The organism is Shewanella pealeana ATCC 700345 (genome assembly GCF_000018285.1).
Lineage (GTDB): Bacteria > Pseudomonadota > Gammaproteobacteria > Enterobacterales > Shewanellaceae > Shewanella > Shewanella pealeana.
In genome coordinates, this window is the sequence record NC_009901.1 from 4,547,107 (window position 1) to 4,567,460 (window position 20,354).

The following is a 20,354-nucleotide window of genomic DNA, read 5'->3' on the forward strand; positions in this document are numbered from 1 at the left end:
CACAATCTCGGTGCGAAGCAATAGACAAATCACCGCTTTAGCCAGCGCAACAACTAAAATAGGAAAGGAAATAAGCAAGTATAGATGTTATTATTAGCTCAGAATTTGTAAGAGATTTTTAGATATGAAGATTGTCGGTGACTCAGAACACTTCCACCAGCCCTATGATAAAGATGAGAACTACGAAAGTAGAGCGGACGCTAAACGCGAAATCGCCATCTATCAAGAATATGGCAATAGATTAGTTGCACTTAGTAAGACCCAGGTACAGAAGCTAAATCTTGATGAAACGCTTTATGATAATGTTTTGAAAGCTAAAACTATCAAAATTAATACCGAAGCGCACCGTCGTCACATTCAGTACATTGGTAAACTAATGCGTTATGTCGATCTCGAAGAGTTAGAGGTCGCGATTAAGAACGTGCTGAACCAAAACAGCAACGAAAGTGCTAGAACCAATGTGGCTGACAAGACACGTGATCAGCTGTTAGCTGAAGGTGATTCTGCAGTACAGGCCTTAATTGAGCAGCACCCTGAATTTGATAGACAGAAACTTCGTCAGTATATTCGTCAGACAAAAAAAGAGCTAACGAAAAACCCTGATATTGAAGCATCAAAGACAGCTAAAGAATTAAGTAAATATTTACGTAACGAGATCAAAGATTAACCGTTACATATATAGACATCACTTCTATATAACTACACAATAGCTCCCTAAGTCTTAACACGACTTTGGGAGCTTTTTTATTGGTCTGTCTTCGGCTTAATACGCAAGCGCCCATCCTAAACATACAGTTAAATTTGTAGCACTAAGGAATATGCAAATGCGCCCGCCCTCAAAACTGGCTTGCCTCCCCCTATCTTTATTCTGTCTTTCTTTACTCGGTGGCTGTAATGGCTCGTCGGATGATAATGGTGATACCGACAACGGCGGCACCTACGCTCTCTCATTAAGCTATAAAACCGTTGAAAATGGTGTTTGTGCCGAGCCAACAAATTCACAGGAATTTGCTGCCAACAGCAGTTTTTGCGCCGTCGCTCATTTAAAGCAAGGCAATAGCGATCGTAGCGGTCAGCTCATCTCTTTCTCGACAACTATTGGCGAGCTATCTGTCGGCAACAAACTTACCAATTCTAATGGCCAAGCCGAAATCATCGTCAGTAATCCTTCAGGCATCGCTGATGCTGGAAAATTAACGGCTAGCTTCAACGAGGGTGAAAACAGTGCTAATGCCAGTAAGAATTTTGAGTTTACCTCGGCAACGGCACCATCGGAGCCTAAGTTCAGCTTAAATAGTGCCATCATCAACGGCACAGCCGTTGTTACTCAATTCAAAGCAGATGAAACCGTACAACTACAAGCTCAGTTCTTAGATGAGCAGGGCCAAGGTATAGCAGGTAAGATGGCGAGCTTCACCGCGGGTAGTGCAAGCTTAAACCCGAGCTCAGCACTGACCAAAGAAAACGGTATCGCTCAGGTCAGCTACACACCTAGTGACAGTGAGCTAGGCGCGGCTAACTTCTCAGTGACCTTAGATGATAATGGCAAAACCTACCAAAGCTCAGGTCTCTATGAAGTGCTAGCAAAAGATGCCGTCAGTGACGATGGCATTATCGTTATCGGTCATTTCTCTACAGACGGTTCTCACTTCACCGAAAATGAACTAGCGACAACCTTACCTTTAGAGGCTGATAAGTACACCGTCAGTGCCGGCGGTACTTTCGGTGTGACCGCCGATTTAGCCACTAAAAATGATGATGGCAGCTACACCCGTTTACAAACCCCAACCAGCGTAAGTTTCAGCTCTAGCTGTGTATCAAGCAATAGCGCCAGCATAGACTCACCAGTGACTACACTGTCGGGTACAGCTAGCTCAACTTTCCAAAACACTAGCTGCAGTGGCAATAGTGAGCGAAATGACCAAATCATTGCATCAGTCGTTGCAGGTAACCAAACCCTAACCGCAGAACTTGATTTTTCACTCGCAAGCCAGACCTTAGCCAACTTAAGCTTTATCTCGGCGGAACCAACATCGATTCGTATCAAAGGCGCTGGCGGCACGAATTCAAGTAAATCGTCCCTAATCACCTTTAAGGTTGCCGATGCCAACGGCCAACCGATTGCCCAGCAAGATGTTGATTTCTCGCTCGACACCAGTGTCGGCGGTATTAAATTTGCCAATGGCGACACTAATACTAGCAACACCAGCAACTCAGCAGGTCTTGTAAGTACAACCGTGCTTTCAGGTACAGTACCAACGCCAGTGCGAGTGTTAGCTAGCGCAACCGCTAATGGCGAGTCGGTTACCACTCAATCTGAGCAACTCACTATCAATACAGGCTTGCCACAGCAGTTAGGCTTTAGTTTATCTAGCAGCTTATATAACCCAGAAGCGGATAATTATGATGGTGAAAAGGCCACAATAACAGCATATGCATCAGACAGCTTTGGCAATCCAGCACCCGATGACACTACCATTAACTTTACCGCCGAAGGCGGGCAAATCCATTCAAACTGTGTCACTGTTAACGGTACTTGTAGCGTTGAATGGACTTCTGCAGACCCACGTGTACCAGATCATCGAATCACAGTACTTGCTTATGCTCTGGGACATGAAACTTTCTTCGATACTAACGGTAATAACGTGTTTGATGATGCCGATGGTGGCGCGATTACAGATGCTTGTTTAAATAAAGATACAGGCCTTCCAACTCCATGCACGGGTAATGGTATGGATATTGAGACATACCATCCTCAAGGCTTTAGTGATTTAGGTGACGCCTTCCGTGATGATAATGAAGATGGGAAATGGGATGCTAAAGGTATCAATCCAGCTGAACCCTATTTTAACACTGCATCAAAAGGCGAATACCAAGCTGCCGACAAAGCATTCAACGGCCCGCAGTGTGAAGGCAGCAAGTGTGGCTTAGTTGAAGAGCAAGCCAACAAAACCTATATTCGCAAAGCATTAGTTATGACAATGTCGGGCTCTACGGCCTATTTTGAAATACGCCAAGGCAATGCTGACAAGCCTTTCTACAGCGATATTTCAGGTACGGAATTAGCCAATTTAACAGCAATCCCTGCAGGGACCTCATCTGTTTTTCATGTACGCTTCTTCGATAGCGCTAATCAAATCATGCCTGCACAGACCACGCTAACCACGACAGCAAGCCAAGGTGAGCTTGATACATCGCCGTTTACAGTACCTAATCGCAATGATAGAGGCGGCTCAGTAACAAGCTTTACCCTCACCAATGATATCGATCCTACAAGCGTTGGCGAGCTAGCTAAAAGCAGCTCGGTATCTATTGATGTTAAAACCCCAAAGTCAGTCGAATCAGGCATTGGCTTTACGGTTGAGCTAAGCGGCACCTAAACCTGCTACTTATCTCAACATGAATTGAAAAAGCCCGCTGTAACTTAAGTTACAGCGGGCTTTTTAGTCATCACGAGTTCATCTGACTCTATCGCCTAATAGCAATTTATACCAATCAATATAAGAAGTTGATCTACTCAGAACGTTTTTGACAAACTAATTCAAGGCGAATAACTGAAAGAATGGTAGCTCCCTTGTGAAGTTGTTCAACGCAGAAGTAGGCAGTCAAAAACGTTCCAGAATGGCGAGTTTTAGCGGCTCTGATACTGCGACACTTAATGAACAAGAGGGAGCTTAACCCTAGTTCAACTATGCTCTTCACTCGTTGCAAACCACATGGATGTGGTGAATGTCATTAATGCAGGAGCATTTAATGACCTTGTCTCAGTGCCGCTAAACTCTCGCTGAGCGACCAAATCTTTATACTGATTGGTATTAATTCAATGAATCTTACAGTCCAATGAAGATCAGCTTGGTATTGAGGGAGCAAGTATCTGCAGCATGGATGCTGCGGTTAAGCCCTCATGGATGAGTTCACGGCGTCTTGCGGAGTCAAATCAAGATGAGCCGTTAATTAAGCTGTCGGCTTTAAGCCGCTTGCTTACGCCCCAATAGGCTAAGCCAAAGTAAATAGCTACCATCGCCCATAATTGCAACCACTGCGGCATAATGCTCTGCCACGAGGCCCCCATTTGATTAAGCTCTAACATCGCCATAATAGCAGGGACCGCTGGTACCACTTGTGAAATGGCGACCACGACGTCAGGAATAAGCGCTAATGGCCACACAAAACCAGACACGAACAGAATAGGCATAGAGACCAGCAGTAAAACCTGAGTTGGCAGATCGCGGCGGGTAAACAAGCTACTAAAGGCTATCCCCGCAGCGCTGGTCGCAAGCAAGAAAGGCAACATCAGCAACCCAACCTGACCTAGAGAAGCTTGTAGGCTAACGTCATACCAATAATAACAATAGCCCACGTAATAACTGCTAAGCAGAGTGTAGATCAGCATAAAGGCCGCCATACGCCCGCATATTAGCTTAAGCGGGCTAACGTCACGCCAATAGCCCTGCCGCTTCCATTGGCTTGCACCTAATATTCCAGTGCCAATCAGTAAAGTCTGGTGCAAAATTAGTAGGAATAAACCCGGCACCACATAGGGGGTATAACCTAAACTGGGGTTAAAAGCGGGGATGCTATTGAGTTTAACCACATTGAGGCTCTGCTGTACTGCGCTCGCATTGTTCCCCTTGGCTAATAAGCCTAAACGCTGAATATCCTTACCTACATCTAAACCTGCCGAGATAAGCCCTTCAACAACCGCAGAGTAGATCAAGAAGTAGCTGGCATCGCCGCCATAGCTTAGCGTCACGCCTGTACCTAGTAATAGATCTCGCCTGAAATTAGCAGGGATCACCAACAAGCCATGAGCGCGTCCGGTTTCTATCCAGCGCTTTGCCTCATCGATTGACCCTAGCAGGGCTATGACCTCAATTTTAGGGCTAGCATTAGCATCACGAATAAGCTGACGACTTAATGACGAATGGTCATGATCGATCACCACCACTTGCTGCTCGGTAGGCACTTGATTTAGGTATGGCAATGGATAAAGGATCGAATAGAACAACACGCCACCAAACACAGTGATGACGATGGTTTTATCTGCTAGAACGGCTTTTATCTCGGCCCATATAAGTTGTAAGAAGCTCATATTATTGCTCCTTTGCCAATGTGATGAGCTCAGTGTCTTCAGTCTCAGCAAAGCCCTTTTTAGCCAAAATAGTGATAGGAATGAGCAGCAACAGAAATCCCCAGTAACTAGCCATCTGCGGCAGACTTGCGATCAAGCCTTGGCCATAACTCACCACAGCAATATGAGTTTCAATATAGTGGCTAGTCGGCATGATAACTCGCCACCACTGAGCAAGGACTGGCATCTCATGGACCGGGAAAGTCACCCCCATAAAAGCGAAGGCTGGGGCAAACATCGCGGTGCAGAAACTAATGACTCTAGCACTGTCTTTTAAGGCGAAGAAGATGGTCAGCACCATCAGCCAAACCGCTAGAAACATCAGGGTTTGCGCTATCAATAACACCGCAATACTGCCAGCAATAGGCAGTCCCAAATACAGGTAAATAAGCGCTAACATAAAGCCCCCATGTAGTAATACTAGCGGCGTGTAAAATAGCACCTTAGCCGCTACCACTTTCCACAATCCGAGGGCATACCACTGCTTAGTCGTATTCCAGCGTAACTCGCGATTAAGACTGTTAGCAAACACCATCATGGCCACCAACTGCAGCAGTGCAATCAACACCGGCGGTACTAAAAAGCCAACGTAGTTAGTATTACTGTTAAACAGCGCGGTGGTTTGACTATTAACTGGACTTAAGTTCACCGCAACTCTTTGCATAGGTACACCAGCCGCGAGTAGTTTAAGCTCACCTAGCGGTTTGAGACCATCGGCCATACTTAACTGTAACTGGCTCGATAATAACTTACCGACCAATAGAAATTGGCTGTTATAGCGAATATCGATAATGGGGGTTTTAGCCGTCAGCAGATCACGCTTGAGTCCATAAGGCAACACCAGCAAGGCGTAAACTTCGCCTTGCTTCATCGCCGCCTCGGCACTCGGGATCCCAGTATAACTAATTGGCTTAGTCACCGGATTGGCTTGCAGCTGCCGCGCTAATGCTCGGCTGGTCTGACTGTTATCTAAATCAACCACAGCAACGGGTAACTGCCTAGGTAGCCCCGCACTAAAAAGTAACCAAAGAGCAATGATGCTGATTAGCGGAATATAGCTTATTAGCGCCAGCTGCCATGGATCATCCAACAGCGCAGCTAGCTCTCTCTTGAGCGCTTTAATCAAAGCCCAGCTCCCATCTGAGTGATCCCCAGTCTAAAGGGTGAACAGTATCGACATGCCGACTCTTAGATCTTTGATCGTCTCATTGGGACGCAGCTCAACTTCGAAGGTACGCATATCGAAGTCATGACCGCTCTCTGTGGCACGCCAGGTGGCAAACTCACCCATGACGCCAATATGACTCACAGTGAACTCCACTTCTCGCTCGAGTGCAGGGATAGTCAACTTAAGTACATCGCCTTGCTTGAACTTTTTAAGCTGATCCTCGCGCACTTGGAATACCGCCCAAGCATCATTCATATCGATTAAGCTGACTACCGGGAAGCCACTTGGTGCTAATTCGCCAGCCTGCAGCAGTACCTCGCTGATCTCACCAGTTTTAGGTGAGCGCATTTGACTATCGGCAAGAATGGCAGAGACTTCGTTAACGGCACCTTCGGCCATACGCGCATTTCCGGCGGCTGCAGCCTTGGTTTCCACTCGTGCGCCTTCATCTGCCATCTGATACATGGCCAGTGCAGCTTGCTCGGTATACTTAGCCGCTTGCCACTGAGTAAAGGCTTCATCACGCTTCTGTCTTGCTAGCACGCCTTCATTAAATAGCACTTCGACGCGATCGAAGGTGGTGCGTGCTAACTTAGCCGCCGCCTGCGCTTTTAACCATTGCTCTTTAGAGGCGGCTATCTGCTGCTTACGTGCACCATTATCCGCTTCCTGCTGCATTGCCAGCGCCGCATCACGGCCGCCTTCTGCCTGCATCAATTTAGCTTTAAGTTCTGGGCTATAGATGGCATATAGCAGATCGCCTTCATTAACCTTGTCGCCGCGACGAACCAAAACCTCTTCGACTCGACCAGGAACTTTTGAGGAGATGTTGTACTCACGCGCCTCGATCTGCCCCTGCAGCAATTGTGGCTTAGGTGAATAAGCCAAGATTAATCCATATACCAAAGCGCCAATTAAAACGATGAATGCCACTGCTGCCAAGATGCGATTAGTACGCATTGGTGTCCCCTTGCTTAATACTTCTACCTATAAATTCATCAAGCTGACCGCTTATTGCCATCAGTCTTGCGTATGCTTGTACATATCGATATTGCGCCCCAAGCTGCCGGGTGGCGACCGCGTTAAGCTTAAGCTCTGCATCCACCTTTTCGATTGAGGTCGACAGGCCCTGCTTAAAGGCGATATCTCGAAGTCGCTTATTCTCTAGGGCTAGGCTCATGGATGTGTTTAGCGACACCACCTCTTCTTGCGCCTGCAACAGCTGGCGATAACTCTGATCCAACAATAAGCTCAGATCTTGTTGGGTCTGCGCCTTAGTATATCTAGCCTGCAACAACGCGCTCTTTGCCGCTTCCACCTTACCACCACGCCCATCACGGCTCAGTAGTGGCACAGTAACTCCCACTCCTAACATCCAGTCCGGTTCCATCTGGGAAAATAGGCTGTCATCTTCATAGAGGGTGTAATTACCGTATAGAAAAACCGTCGGTAAATAGCTGCCTTTCTCGACATCAACCAAGCCTTGAGCCTGCGCTTCTTTAGCCTCGAGCAACTTCAATGCAGGATGTTGATTAAGAGTGAGTTGCGTCAATTGCGGTAATGAAGGCGCACTATGCAACATAAATAACGGCGAAGTGGTATCGACCTCTCGCTCATGCAGCATTCTAGACAGAGCGATCATCGCCATTTCAGACTGGCGTTTAGCACTGCCATAACTGACGCGGGCATTTTCCAGTGCGACTTGAGCGTTGAGTCGCTCAACCTTGGCTATTTGACCTTGCTGTTCCAGCTTTTCGGCTTGAGATGCGTGTAACGTGAGCGAGTCCACCAGCTCAGATTGGGTTTGTGTTAGCGCCTCAGTCACTGCCACGGCATAATATCTGTCAACCAACTGCACAAATAGATCGCGGCTTGTTAGCTTAAGCTCTTGCTCTTTCTCGGCAACATGGGCCTCGTGGATCCCTTGGGCTGCAGAAATTTTACCACCTGTGTAAATAGGCCACATAGCCTGTAGGCTTGAGCGAAAGATATCTTGCTCGGTAAAGGGAGTGACAAACATTGAACCCGGGATCCCGGCGAGGGCGCCACCGAGGGCTGGCGGTAAGCTAGCAGGATCGAGGGAGGCAAGCGGATTAAGATCCCGCAGATCTAATTCTATCGGCTTTTCTAAACGTGTATAGCTACCAGTGAGGTTAATTGAGGGCAGGTTCATATCCTCACCCGCATCTCGTTCGGCCGCTGCGCGATTGACCTCTTGAGCCCCCGCTTGCAATTTATCACTGACATTAACCAGCTGCTGCCAAGCCTGATCGAAGGCCATGGTTTTAGCCTGGGCTGTTAACGGCAAGACTAGCAAAAGAGCACACAACGAACGTTTCATCGACACCTCTAGAGTATTTACTCTAATTAATTACTGGATTCTAGCATTGCTAAGTTTTGCTCGCTAGGATTTAGTCGATTATTTGCTCGCTAAATCCTAGCTTGTGCTGCAGTTTGACTAAGCAGTACCGCCAACGGTCAATTTGTCCAGTTTTAATGTAGGTTGGCCCACACCGACAGGCACGCTTTGGCCATCTTTACCACAAACACCCACGCCCTTATCCAGCGCTAGATCGTTACCAACCATAGAGATCTGGCTCATCGACTCTGGACCATTGCCAATCAGAGTTGCGCCTTTGATCGGCTGAGTGATCTCACCGTTTTCAATCAAGTAAGCTTCTGATGCAGAGAACACAAACTTACCCGAAGTAATATCCACCTGACCGCCGCCAAAGTTAGGTGCGTATACCCCTTTCTTAACCGATTTGATGATCTCAGCAGGATCAGACTCGCCCGCTTCCATATAAGTATTGGTCATGCGTGGCATAGGAAGATGAGCATAAGATTCGCGACGGCCGTTACCGGTAGACTGCTCACCCATCAAGCGCGCGTTGAGCTTGTCTTGCATATAGCCTTTCAAGATCCCGTTTTCGATCAGTACCGTCTTCTGAGTAGGTACGCCTTCATCATCGATAGATAATGATCCACGTCGATTAGCTATGGTGCCATCGTCAACCACTGTCACTAACTCTGACGCCACCTGCTGACCGACCTTGCCACTAAAGGCACTGCTGCCCTTACGGTTAAAGTCGCCTTCTAGGCCGTGACCCACGGCTTCGTGCAGTAGTACACCTGGCCAGCCTGCACCGAGTACCACAGGCATTTCGCCTGCTGGAGCGTCGATGGCTAGTAAGTTTACTTGCGCTTGGCGCACAGCCTCACGGGCAAAACCAAAGCAATATGGCAAACCATCGTCGCCATCTTCTAGCAACACACTGTAGTCGTGACGTCCGCCGCCACCAGAAGCGCCGCGTTCACGCTTGCCGTCGTCTTCTAAAATCACGCTACAGTTAAAGCGCACTAACGGACGAATATCTGCCGCTAAAGTCCCGTCACTCGCCGCGACTAAAATCTCTTCATGCACGCCAGACAGGCTCACTACAACCTGAATAATGCGGCTGTCTAGGCTGCGAATATACACATCGGCCTGCTTTAGCAGCTCAATCTTTTTCACCTCTTCCATCGCGGCGATAGGATCTGAGCTGATATAGAGCGCCTTGCTCTGCTGCTGCTTCCAGGCATTGACCTTACCTTCACCGCCGGCGATAGCAATACCACGCGCCGCTGTTGCCGCAGCCTCTAGTGCCGCTGGCGTAATCTCATCGGCGTAAGCAAAACCGGTTTTTTCGCCGGTAATAGCTCGAACACCCACGCCACGTTCAATATGAAAGCTACCGTCTTTAACGATGCCATCTTCCAGTACCCAAGATTCATGACGGCTGCCTTGAAAGTAAAGGTCTGAGAAGTCAATTTGATGCTGGTGGATCTGCTTTAAATAGCTTTGTAGATCATCTAATGCTAGCCCATCTTGCAATAAGCTCTGTCCAACTTGAGTTAAAAATGGCATCTCTTCTCTCTTCATATTGATTCGATAAAACATTTCGGTAAACAGAGTCTCACGCGTGAGCCTCAATTTACCTTAAATTTATGGTTCGACTTGCTCTTAGTATTTGGTCTTAGCTGTGCGACTTAAGTACTGGCTTGGCAAATCGATTATGCGTCATCACAGGCATCTTAGCGCGGATATCTTGCAAGCTTTGCAGCTCCACTTGCGCTTGTAGCCAACCGGTTCCCTGCAGCTTTTGCACTAGAATCTCTCCCCACGGGCTGACTATCATACTTTGCCCCCAGGTCTCTCGGCTACCCTGATTATGTTGCCCCCACTGGGCTGCACCTAAAATAAAGCACTGGGTTTCGATAGCGCGGGCCTGTAGTAGTATCTGCCAATGAGCTTGCCCCGTCACCTTAGTGAATGCGGCAGGAACGGCAATAAGCTCGGCTCCAGCTTCTCGCAGAGCCCTAAAAAGATCTGGGAAACGTATGTCGTAACAGATTGCCAGCCCCACTTTACCCATTGGCGTATCGACCACAACTATCTGCTCACCCGGGCAGAATGCATCGCTCTCGCGATACTGCTTAGTGCCATCAGTCACCTCGACATCGAACAGGTGCAGCTTATCGTACTGGCCCAATATGCTACCGTCTGTATCAAATACATAGCAGCGATTGTAGACCCGACCATCTTCGGCCAAAATCGGAATACTCCCCGCCACCATCACTACCCGATAGCGTTTCGCTAACTCAGACAGTGCCTGTCTAAGCGGGCTTTGCTCTGCGTCGGTCGCATATTCTAGTTGCTGGCTTTCATAACCTCCGAACAGTAGGCAACATTCTGGCAAAACCACCAGTTGCGGCTCATCGCTATGGCGCGGTAATTGATTAAGCTGCGACTCGATAAACGCTAGATTGTCCGCTACGTTGCGGCTGCTTTGACATTGCAGTAGGCTGACTTGCATCTACATCTCCCTCTAGTTTCCCGTCCGATGTCTGGTTCAATAACGATTCGTTCAATGGCGACTCAGCCAGTGATGACTCGCTCAATGATGACTCGGCTTGGATCTTGCTCTGCTCTACCTGCTCGCTCGGCTGACTCTCAACCACAGTTAGCTTTGCAGGTTCCTTGCGACTTTCAACAAAATCTGTGTTCGCAGGCGTAATCGCCTTAAGTTCGACGCCAGATACTGGCTTATCTTTGCCTGCTAATTCCTGTACCTCAGCTTTAATCTCTGTACCAAGCTCAGCTTGAACGCTCACTCCTGTGGCTGTTTTCCCCATGACTTGTGGGCCCACAGGCACTTGCTGACTCCCCGGCTCGACAGCCTTCTTTGGCAGCACAGATTCAGGGATCTCTATCTCTTTACTCTTACGCTCTAGCTCTTCGAGCTTAGGTTCTGACATGGTACCCGTGAGCCTAAAGCGGATCTCAGAGATCACCTCTATCACAGGCTCTAGCACTTTGGTCAGTGCAAATGCACCTAGACCAAACGTCCAACCGCCGGTACTGAGTAAGACAACTGTCGGCACACTAGAGGCCAACTGCGGAACGAAACGAATATCATAATTAAGGCTCTCGGTAGTCAAGTCGGTATAACCCCGCACTCGCATATTGCCCGCTACCGCCTTCATCTCAGTGTCCGTTGTCTTTACCACGCCATTATCTAGCTTTAACGTGCCGTGAAAAGAATCGAAGTAGAGGCCTTTACCGAAGACATCGGAAAAGTCTAATGACAGCTTTCTTAACAGCGAATCTAAACTAAATAGCGAGAAGATCCGCGCGCCTTTATCACTGACTTCAGAAAGGTGGCCCTTGCCTAGCTCAAAACTCACGTCACCATTAAGCGTCTCGAGCGAAAATGCATAGGGTGCTCCCGTCCAAGAGATCTCGGCTTTGACCTCTGTCGGCGCATTCTTAAGTCCAGGATCGATACCTAGCTGCTCTGACAGATAGTCAAATTTAGTAGCGTCTAAGTTGAGCTTAAATGAGGTCAAATTCTTGCCCTCGCTCATATCCCAATCCCCCGTCCCTTTAAGCTTCACGTTTGGTGTCGTTAAAGAAACTGTCTGGATCTGATAAGATCCGTCCTTTGGCGTACCCTGCAGTACCAAGTGGCCTAAGGAGCGACCGTAAAGGGAGAAGTCATCGACATCGACCGCCAACGGAGGCAAGTTAGCCATAATGGTATCTGACTTATAGTGCGCATTCTCTTCACTGCGCATTTTAGGCGCCATATGGAATTTACTCGCCACCAGTTTTAAGCCTTGATTGGCCCAGTCTGGATAAAAGTCGATACGACCATCAAACTGCTTTGAAGTCACGTCGAAACGCCATGCATGTTCGGTTGGCGCTGCGCTAAACGCCATATCTTCTAGTGGCTGCCCCATAAAATCAAATTGATTAAACTCGGCATCGATCGACGCCAAAGGCGGAAAGAACGCTGCCTTCTCTTGACCTATATCATCGGTCGCCAGCTTGGTTACATCACTTTGACTAACGAAGCCTTGAATGATTGGCAACCAAGGAGAAAACTCCGTGCTATCGAGATCGATCTGCAGGTGGCCCTGACTCTTGCGTAACTGATCTCCAGGCTTAAATAAGCGCCCTAAGAGTAGATCGAAATGCGCCAAGGCATTGCCCGAGTCGGCATCGAAACCACCCCAAAACTCCAACTGCTTATCGAGCTTAATGCCTAGAGAGGCCTGCTTGTTATCCCCGATCAGCTCTGCCACCAGCAGCTTAGCTTCATCCGGTTTCTTAGCAAAAGGGGCTGGTAGATTAAGCTCGGCGCCAACAAGATCTGTTTCTACCCGTGCTTGAACTCGATAACCTAATGGATCGAACACCAGCGTAAGATCGCCAGTCCAATCGACCTCACCCGAATAATACTCGCTCAATGGGTTATCTAACTCTGCAGGTAAGTCGGCTAACTGCCACTGTCCCTTAAGGCTCACATCGACACCGTAATTTTGGCTCATGCTTTCACTGTTAAAACTCAGCTGTAGTGGCTGCTTATACATGATGGCATTGAGATCGCTTCCTGTGACCACATCATTGATAAACTGGATCTGTCCTGTGAGCTTCTCTAGCTGGATCCCGGGCTCAGTGATGTAGACCGGGGTATCTTTAAAGTTAACCGTGCCTTTAATGATCTCAGACTCACCATCATAAAGCGGGATGCTTAAATCGATTTGACCGGTAATATCGCCTGCTATCTGCACCACATCGAGCGTGGCACCGACAGAGTCTACCAAGGGCGATTGCTGGATCACCTCATTAGCTGCTTCCGCTTTAGTCGCAAGATCGGCTTTAACCGTCAGTAGACTCTTTTCTCCCAAGGCCGGAATACCGATATATGCGCCATCGGCTTTAACGTCCAGTAGTTGTCCCTGATTAACCCAAAGATCCATGGCATCGTTTTCAAAGAGAGCCGACAAGTTAAGTTTATCTACGGCAGGCCAGGTATCTTGAAACTCAAACTCGGCCTCAGCTAAGGTAAAGCCCGCTTGAAATATGCCATCGTGTTGAGCATACGGGTAGCCGCTAAAGGCGCCGTGCCATACCACTATAGCGTCATCGGTTTTACCCGCCTTTAACGCCCCGGTAAGGTAAGTGACCAGATCCTTGCTCATGCCTTTCAATGGAAAATACAAGTGTGCCTTAGCGACATCATGGATATCGACATTAGCCAGTAACGCCATATGCACCGCATCGGCAAACTCCAGACGCACACCTGCGTCAATATCGAGATCTGAATTACTAAAATGCACCTTAGGTAAAGAGAGTGCTAAGTCGCTAAAGTTAAAGTCACCCGTCAATGCATCCCCTTTAAATTGAAGGGGCGCTGCAAAACCACCATTAAAGTCGATAGTGTACTGCTGCTGTGGTAGCTCAAAACTCAGTGAGTCTTTGCTCATTATCAAGCTGGCATCGACTGGCTTCAATCCAGCAATAGCGCCACTCGCCTGCCAGGAGATCTGATCTAAATTCAGTGCGACTTGCGGCTGCTCAAGTAAAGTGTCCCAATGCACTCGCAGCTCAGTCACCTTACCTGCAGGCTTTAGAGACTGCCAAGTATTAAGCCCATCGAGCTCGACGCCTGGGATCAAAGGCAGCAACGGCAATAGCCTGCTCAGCTCTAGTTGATTGAGGCTGGCATCGATCCCTTGCTCGTTCTGCCTCGCAAGAAGTTGAGCCTTAGGCCAGGGCTGCTCATTAGTGGAAAAGTTAAGATCGTGACTCGCTAACAACCAACCCTGCTGGTTAGGCTGCCAAGACAAAGTTCCGGACTCAATGGTAAATTGCTGTGGCTCATCATTTAAGAACCATTCTAGCCAACTTGGCTGAAACTCTACGGTCGCGCCATCGAACATCCGGTTGGAAAATCCAAGCCAAGCTTGTAGATTAACCACGCCTTCTAGGGGCAAACGCTTACTGGTATCGAAAGGATTTGGCTGTCTCGAGGCCCACTCGCCGATGTCGAGAGAGCGAGCGGCAAGATAGGCTTGCCCTATAAGAGATTCAGGGCGATAACCACTGCCCTTAACATCCACACTGAGTGCGAGCTGCTCGACTTCTGAGGCATCTTGGTCGAGAAACAACTTGCCCTCGCCGCGGTGACGATCATTAGTATTACGCCACTTCATATCTTTAATAAAGATGGGGCGATAGTCGTGTTCTTTGCTTAGAAGCTGAAATCTGGCGTCGGTTATCGAGAAACGATCTAACTGCTCAAGCAGTAACTGATACAGCCAGTCTGTTTGCAACTTGCTATCCGGATCCCGAGGTTCAAGTGCCTTCAAGCGATCAAGATCTAAAGCAATATTCACTCCATCAAAGATAACATCTTCAATCTGAGGGGTTGCGGTGATCAGCGTCTGCCAGAAATCAAGCTTCACATGTACTCGCTCAAAAAGCAGAGTCACCGGGAGGTTATCCTGTGCGGGTAAGACGAAGTTTTTAACCGTTAATGCCGGTCCATAGGCCTGCCACTCAGCTGCAAGCTGCCCCACGTCGACTTCGACTCCATATTCAGCTTCGACAAACGTAATCAGTTCCATACGGACCTGATCCAGCTGCGGTAACAGTCCTCTAAAGAGGCTAACCATTAGCGCAAACAACACTAGAATAATGGCTAAAAATTGCCAGCAAAAACGTGTCAAATTAAAGGAGCGCTTTTTAGGCGCACAGGTATCTGATGGCACTACATTATCACCACATCAAATTTGTTCTGCGCGTACATAGGCTCGCTCTGTAGTCTGACTCGCTTACCGATATAGACTTCTAATTCGCCAAGTAGATGACTCTCATCACCTTTCAGGCTTTGATACACATTGGGTGAACAGTACACCAAGAACTCATCGGCATCGTAACCACGGTTCAAGCGAATGATCTCGCGGAAGATCTCATAAGAAACCGTTTCTACCGTCTTTAAATTCCCCGTACCGAGACATGCAGGGCATTCACCACACAGCACGTGCTCTAAGCTCTCACGAGTGCGCTTGCGCGTCATTTCCACTAAGCCTAAGCCAGAGAAACCACTGATATTGGTTTTCACTCTATCTTTAGACAGAGCGCTTTCTAGACTGGCTAGCACCCGCTTCTTATGCTCATTGTTCATCATATCGATAAAGTCGATAATGATAATTCCGCCTAAATTACGCAGGCGTAATTGCCGTGCAATCGCATGAGTCGCTTCGAGGTTGGTATTAAAAATCGTTTCAGCAAGATTACGATGACCAACAAATGCCCCAGTATTGATATCGACTGTCGTCATGGCTTCAGTTTGATCTATGATCAGGTAGCCGCCAGATTTAAGCTCAACTTTACGCCCCAGTGCGCGCTGCACTTCATTCTCGACATCATATAGATCGAAAATCGGAATGGGTCCATTGTAGTGATCTAGCTTATCGGCGATCTCCGGCATGAACTCTTGCGCAAACTGCTGTAGCTCTTCATAGGTTTGGGCGGAGTCGACCTGAATTTGATCCAGCTCTGTCCCCACAAAGTCACGCACGATACGCACAGGCAAGGCGAGATCTTGATATAACAAAGACACGCCACGACGCTTACGACGCTCACTGACTTTAGCCCAGACGCGCCTTAAGAATCCGGCATCTTGCACTAGCTCATCTTCACCGGCACTCTCTGCTGCGGTACGAATAATAAAACCGCCATCATCATCGACAAATGGCTGAGTAATTTTTTTCAAGCGGGCTCGTACTTCTTCGGACTCAATACGCTGCGATACGCCAACGTGACTAGAGCCAGGCATGAAAACCAAGTAACGAGATGGCAGAGTGATATCTGTAGTTAAACGCGCGCCTTTAGTGCCTAATGGGTCTTTAACCACTTGCACCATGATATCTTGCCCTTGCCTAACAAGCTCGGCAATATCACGCACGACAAAGTTGCCTTTTTCAACATCGGCAACACATTCTGTATGGGGAACTATATCGGATGCATGTAAAAATGCGGCTTTATCTAAACCGATATCGACAAAGGCGGCCTGCATACCAGGCAAGACACGACTGACTTTGCCCTTATAGATATTGCCCACTAAACCACGCTTCATGCGGCGCTCAATATGGACTTCTTGTAAAACACCATGCTCCACTAGGGCTACTCGAGCTTCGGTTGGTGTTACATTGATTAACAGTTCAGAGCCTATTTTTTTCTGCACTCTGTTCTGCGCGAATCGACTTCTACTCACAACTCACCCCACTTAGGGAAATAGCTAATTTAAAAAGGATATGGCGTAGATTGTGATCCTGCTACTGGGAAAATACACACCAGCTAGCGAGTTAAAGTCTGCAATGATTGATGTTCTATAGCTTGGCCAATCTGACCTAGTTATTACTGTTTTTATGACTATAAAACTTGCATCTCACACAATAACGCACGGGTTTCTACCAAAGGTAACCCGACTACCGCGGAATAACTTCCCTCGATAGCTTCAACAAAACTTCCACCTAGACCTTGGATTCCGTAAGCACCAGCCTTGTCCATTGGCTCACCCGTGGCAATGTAAGCCAAAATATCAGCCTCACTTAGCGCACTAAACTGCACCCGAGTTTTAACCAATCGACTTACGGTTTTAGTACCATCGGTTAGGGCTACGGCGGTCATCACCTCGTGGGCTTTACCCGATAGGTTTGCTAGGATCTCGGCGGCATTAGCCTCATCGGTAGGCTTACCCAAAATGGTCTCGCCTAGCACCACGATAGTATCAGAGCCTAACACCACGGCTTGTTTACCGGTACCGTATAAGGCTAGACCTGCCATGGCTTTTTCCTGCGCTAATCGCAGTACAAATTCTTCAGCTGACTCACCAACTTGATGACTCTCATCAATATCGGCTGCCAAAATATCAAACTCGAATGGTGTGGCACTATTAGTATTTAAAAAAGCTAACTGACCTAACAACTCTTTACGACGAGGCGAGCCCGAAGCGAGTACTAACTGCATTTTGAGTACCTTTGTATGATGCTAACTAAGCAGACCAATTCAACGGTTAACCTGAATCGCTCAGCTAAAGAACTGGCGTCTATCTAACCTTGTACAGGCGTCTTACACGGCGTAATACCCAGAAGATCCATGGCCACATAATCAAGCTGGAAATTGCCGGGTAGAACAAGCTAATATCAAACACAGCAGACTCGGTAACAAACTGCACCCAAAATACCACTAGGTTATATACTGCGACCTGCATGGCCACCAATAAAGCTTGTTGCCACATAGGGAAATTACGTAAGCGCTGAAAGTGCAGCACGACCACATATACAACAACTGACATAGCAAAGGCACGAATACCTAAGGTTGCCCCGAGTAAGATGTCTAGCATCACACCGAGCACCCATGCCGTTAAAATATTATATCTATGAGGCAATGCCATCGCCCAATAGGTGATAACCAGTAATAGCCAATCCGGACGCCACGCCTCTACCACATCTGGCAATGGCATAATTTGAAACAGCATAGCCACTAATAGGCTTAACCAAACGACCCAGCGGCCATTTGCTACATGTAAACTCATTGAGTGCTCTCCTGACTCGCCTTCAAGACCTCTTCTATCTCCTCAGGCGGAGTAAGATCTTTTCCGTCAGACTCAATATCCGGCCAGAGTAGTAACAGATAACGAATTCTGTCTAAGGCCGCTAACGGTTGGGCGATAACGGTAGCGTAATTCTTACCATCATCTTTTTCGACACTCATGACTCGAGCCACGGGGTAGCCTTCAGGAAAACGCTTGCCAAGACCGGAAGACACCAGCAGATCGCCGACACGAACATCGGTACTCTTGGCCACATGTCTTAGCTCTAACTCATCGAGCACACCAGTTCCAAACGCCATTAAGCGTACATCGTTTCGGGTAATTCGCACCGGAATACCGTGGGTGGTATCGGAAAGTAATAACACTCGACTGGTGAGCTCACTCACCTGCACAACCTGTCCAACGACACCTTGAGCATCGACCACAGGTTGGCCAACAAATACGCCGTTACGTGAACCGTGGTTCAGTACCACATATTGACGAAACGGGTCGCTTGCCACTTCCATGACTTCGGCAACAACTTTCTTGGCATCCATATGCACTGGCGAGCCGAGTAATCCACGCAAACGATCGTTTTCTTGGCGAAGGTGTTCAAAGCGTTGTAAGCGTTCACTCATCAAGAGTTGATGACGTAATAACTCTTTATTCTGCTTAGCCAACATATTGCGCGTTGCGAGACTTTCAGCAGAAAGATCGAGTAAGGCACCGGGAATATTAGCCACATATTGCAAAGGGCTTAATAATGATGAGAGGGAATTACGCACAGGCTCTAGCCTGTCGTTAGCGACAAGCAGAATCACTGACATGATAACAGCCAGTGTTAATCGAAATTGGTTGGAAATACCGCGAGCAAAAATAGGCTTCATAACAAACTAGGGCGGTGTATTACCGCCCTTTTTAACCGTGGTTAGTTTTCTTCAGAGAACAGGTCGCCGCCATGCATATCGATCATCTCTAAAGCTCTACCACCACCGCGAGCCACACAAGTTAGTGGGTCTTCTGCGATCATCACAGGAATACCAGTTTCTTGCATAAGTAATCTGTCTAGGTCACGAATTAACGCGCCACCGCCAGTTAGTACCATGCCACGCTCAGAGATATCTGATGCCAATTCTGGAGGAGACTGCTCAAGGGCAACCATTACCGCACTCACAATGCCTGATAACGGCTCTTGCAGTGCTTCTAAAATTTCATTGCTGTTCAATGTAAAGCTACGTGGTACACCTTCTGCAAGGTTACGACCGCGAACTTCAATTTCTAACACTTCATCGCCTGGGTATGCAGTACCGATTGTGTGCTTGATACGCTCAGCCGTCGCTTCACCAATTAAGCTACCGTAGTTACGACGCACATAGTTGATGATCGCATCATCAAACTTGTCACCACCGATGCGTACAGACGATGAGTAAACCACACCGTTTAGCGAGATGATTGCGACTTCTGTGGTACCACCACCAATATCGACAACCATAGAACCCGTTGCTTCAGAAACCGGTAGACCTGCACCGATTGCAGCAGCCATTGGCTCTTCAATCAAATACACTTCACGCGCACCCGCGCCCATAGCAGACTCTCGGATTGCACGGCGTTCAACTTGCGTTGCGCCAACAGGCACACACACAAGAACACGGGGGCTTGGACGGAACACACTGTTGTTATGCACTTGCTTGATAAAATGCTGAAGCATTTTTTCGGTGACATAAAAGTCGGCGATAACGCCATCTTTCATCGGACGAATTGCTTGAATGTTTCCAGGAGTACGACCTAGCATCTGCTTTGCTTCAGTACCGACGGCCGCAACCGACTTCTGACCTGAACCGCTTCGCTCTCCACGAATCGCGACTACTGACGGTTCGTTTAGCACTATGCCTTCTTCACGGACATAAATTAGTGTATTTGCTGTACCCAAATCGATCGAAAGATCATTAGAAAAAATGCCGCGTAGCTTCTTGAACATGTAACCAGCCTGTCTCTGTGGAGTCGTAGAAAAAAGAAATCAGGTAACTTTATCACGCTTCTTAAAATCCACAAGACCAGAGAGGTTAACTATTGCTAATGAAACTGTATTTTTTGCGATATAACCACTAAAGAGCGAGTCAATAACTTG

General features: G+C 47.9%; 14 protein-coding genes. 2 read left to right on the plus strand and 12 right to left on the minus strand.

All coding sequences use genetic code 11. The features are described 5' to 3' along the window. The first annotated feature begins 124 nt into the window (after window positions 1-124). Window positions 125-667, plus strand: coding sequence for a ribosome biogenesis factor YjgA (yjgA, locus tag SPEA_RS19655; protein ID WP_012156934.1), 543 nt, complete (start codon window positions 125-127; stop codon window positions 665-667). Window positions 668-824: 157 nt separating this feature from the next. Beyond that, window positions 825-3,380 (plus strand): Ig-like domain-containing protein, encoded by a 2,556-nt coding sequence (locus tag SPEA_RS19660; protein ID WP_012156935.1) that lies wholly within the window; start codon window positions 825-827, stop codon window positions 3,378-3,380. Window positions 3,381-3,937: 557 nt separating this feature from the next. On the opposite strand, the gene SPEA_RS19665 is transcribed toward SPEA_RS19660, so the two are convergent. The 12 genes from SPEA_RS19665 to SPEA_RS19720 form a co-directional block, all read right to left on the minus strand. After that, window positions 3,938-5,092, minus strand: a complete 1,155-nt coding sequence (locus SPEA_RS19665; RefSeq protein WP_012156936.1) for an ABC transporter permease — start codon at window positions 5,090-5,092, stop codon at window positions 3,938-3,940. Window position 5,093: 1 nt separating this feature from the next. Continuing rightward, on the minus strand, window positions 5,094-6,257 hold the full coding sequence (locus SPEA_RS19670; protein ID WP_012156937.1) for an ABC transporter permease: 1,164 nt from the start codon (window positions 6,255-6,257) through the stop codon (window positions 5,094-5,096). A gap of 30 nt (window positions 6,258-6,287) precedes the next feature. Next, complete coding sequence (locus SPEA_RS19675; RefSeq protein WP_012156938.1) at window positions 6,288-7,259, minus strand: HlyD family secretion protein; 972 nt, start codon at window positions 7,257-7,259, stop codon at window positions 6,288-6,290. Next, entirely contained in the window at window positions 7,249-8,640 is a 1,392-nt protein-coding gene (locus SPEA_RS19680; RefSeq protein WP_012156939.1) for a TolC family protein, read from the minus strand. The genes SPEA_RS19675 and SPEA_RS19680 overlap by 11 nt, the downstream gene beginning before the upstream one ends. Before the next feature lie 117 nt (window positions 8,641-8,757). Beyond that, a complete protein-coding gene (gene tldD / locus SPEA_RS19685; RefSeq protein WP_041411120.1) occupies window positions 8,758-10,206 on the minus strand; it encodes a metalloprotease TldD in 1,449 nt (482 codons plus the stop codon). A gap of 109 nt (window positions 10,207-10,315) precedes the next feature. Next, on the minus strand, window positions 10,316-11,155 hold the full coding sequence (locus tag SPEA_RS19690) for a carbon-nitrogen hydrolase family protein (RefSeq protein ID WP_012156941.1): 840 nt from the start codon (window positions 11,153-11,155) through the stop codon (window positions 10,316-10,318). Further along, a complete protein-coding gene (locus SPEA_RS19695; protein ID WP_012156942.1) occupies window positions 11,079-15,398 on the minus strand; it encodes a YhdP family protein in 4,320 nt (1,439 codons plus the stop codon). Before SPEA_RS19695 ends, SPEA_RS19690 begins: the two co-directional genes overlap by 77 nt. Beyond that, window positions 15,398-16,864 carry a ribonuclease G gene (gene rng / locus SPEA_RS19700; protein WP_398353693.1) on the minus strand — a complete coding sequence of 489 codons (1,467 nt, stop codon included), beginning with the start codon at window positions 16,862-16,864 and terminating at the stop codon, window positions 15,398-15,400. Before rng ends, SPEA_RS19695 begins: the two co-directional genes overlap by 1 nt. 200 nt (window positions 16,865-17,064) lie before the next feature. Further along, a complete protein-coding gene (locus tag SPEA_RS19705) occupies window positions 17,065-17,661 on the minus strand; it encodes a Maf family protein (protein ID WP_012156944.1) in 597 nt (198 codons plus the stop codon). 79 nt (window positions 17,662-17,740) lie between these two features. After that, window positions 17,741-18,229: a rod shape-determining protein MreD gene (gene mreD, locus SPEA_RS19710; RefSeq protein ID WP_012156945.1), complete on the minus strand. Its 489-nt coding sequence runs from the start codon at window positions 18,227-18,229 to the stop codon at window positions 17,741-17,743. After that, window positions 18,226-19,113 carry a rod shape-determining protein MreC gene (mreC, locus tag SPEA_RS19715; RefSeq protein WP_012156946.1) on the minus strand — a complete coding sequence of 296 codons (888 nt, stop codon included), beginning with the start codon at window positions 19,111-19,113 and terminating at the stop codon, window positions 18,226-18,228. Before mreC ends, mreD begins: the two co-directional genes overlap by 4 nt. Before the next feature lie 41 nt (window positions 19,114-19,154). Continuing rightward, on the minus strand, window positions 19,155-20,204 hold the full coding sequence (locus tag SPEA_RS19720) for a rod shape-determining protein (RefSeq protein WP_012156947.1): 1,050 nt from the start codon (window positions 20,202-20,204) through the stop codon (window positions 19,155-19,157). Window positions 20,205-20,354 lie beyond the last annotated feature (150 nt).

Bases quoted from the DNA above. Each gene is read 5' to 3' on its own strand.
- SPEA_RS19690 (WP_012156941.1), bottom strand. From the start codon at position 11,155: ATGCAAGTCAGCCTACTGCAATGTCAAAGCAGCCGCAACGTAGCGGAC.
- SPEA_RS19705 (WP_012156944.1), bottom strand. From the start codon at position 17,661: ATGCAGTTAGTACTCGCTTCGGGCTCGCCTCGTCGTAAAGAGTTGTTA.
- SPEA_RS19660 (WP_012156935.1), top strand. From the start codon at position 825: ATGCGCCCGCCCTCAAAACTGGCTTGCCTCCCCCTATCTTTATTCTGT.
- yjgA (WP_012156934.1), top strand. From the start codon at position 125: ATGAAGATTGTCGGTGACTCAGAACACTTCCACCAGCCCTATGATAAA.
- SPEA_RS19680 (WP_012156939.1), bottom strand. From the start codon at position 8,640: ATGAAACGTTCGTTGTGTGCTCTTTTGCTAGTCTTGCCGTTAACAGCC.
- tldD (WP_041411120.1), bottom strand. From the start codon at position 10,206: ATGCCATTTTTAACTCAAGTTGGACAGAGCTTATTGCAAGATGGGCTA.
- SPEA_RS19675 (WP_012156938.1), bottom strand. From the start codon at position 7,259: ATGCGTACTAATCGCATCTTGGCAGCAGTGGCATTCATCGTTTTAATT.
- mreC (WP_012156946.1), bottom strand. From the start codon at position 19,113: ATGAAGCCTATTTTTGCTCGCGGTATTTCCAACCAATTTCGATTAACA.
- mreD (WP_012156945.1), bottom strand. From the start codon at position 18,229: ATGAGTTTACATGTAGCAAATGGCCGCTGGGTCGTTTGGTTAAGCCTA.
- SPEA_RS19720 (WP_012156947.1), bottom strand. From the start codon at position 20,204: ATGTTCAAGAAGCTACGCGGCATTTTTTCTAATGATCTTTCGATCGAT.
- SPEA_RS19665 (WP_012156936.1), bottom strand. From the start codon at position 5,092: ATGAGCTTCTTACAACTTATATGGGCCGAGATAAAAGCCGTTCTAGCA.